A 747-nucleotide genomic window follows, 5' to 3' on the forward strand; every position below is an offset into this window, starting at 1 on the left:
GTTTAGCGAGGCTGACCCCGTCATGAGAGCGCTATTTCTGTGGCACGGGGTCGAAGAAGTAGAGCACAAGGCCGTGGCCTATGATCTTTATCAGGGCGCAGCAGGTGGAGGCTACTTGACGCGCGCGTCTGCGTTGGTGGTTGCGACCCTGATGGTTCACCTTGTCGTGGCTCCAGTATTTTGGAATATGCTCAAGCTTGATGGCGTAACGCGCCAGCCTGGTGTGATTCTGCGAGGCCTGAACAAGCTTTATGGGCGAAAAGGTATTCTCACAGGCATGCTGCCTGATTTCCTCGCTTGGTTCCGCCCTGGATTTCACCCTTGGGATACCGGTATGCCTGAGAAGGTTGCCGCGTGGTTGGCGGAGTATGAGACTCATGGAGATCCGATGCGGGCATCGGAAACCATTTACGGTCCGGCTCCAGTGAGTGAGGCAGCCTGATGCATGGAGACAAGCAGGATCTCCCCAGTACCGTCGATGTTCCTCATACACATCGGCCTGGGCGTCACTGTGGCAGTTCAGCTATCAGAGACCTGCTGGAGTTTCATGGGCTTAATTTGACGGAAGCTTTCTGCTTCGGGCTGGGTGCCGGGCTTGGTATTACTTATGTGGAAATACCAGGCACGGACACCCCGTTTATTGTCCATGTCCGTTCAATGGGATTTGAGGAAACGGTGTTCTCTACACTGGGCGTGCCGTTTCGCTGGGAAACTTGGCAAGATAAATGTGCTGCCGCCGATGCGCTG

At 55.2% G+C, this 747-nt stretch carries 2 protein-coding genes; both read left to right on the forward strand.

Annotation, left to right across the window (positions count from 1 at the left end; all coding sequences use genetic code 11):
• Positions 1-442: metal-dependent hydrolase (locus tag A3754_RS01825; protein WP_197468374.1), on the forward strand; the 442-nt coding region annotated here is incomplete at its 5' end.
• Positions 442-747 (forward strand): BtrH N-terminal domain-containing protein (locus tag A3754_RS25875; RefSeq protein ID WP_197468375.1); only part of this gene is annotated, 306 nt, incomplete at its 3' end. The genes A3754_RS01825 and A3754_RS25875, both read left to right, overlap by 1 nt.

It is taken from the genome of Alcanivorax sp. HI0083 (assembly GCF_001635175.1).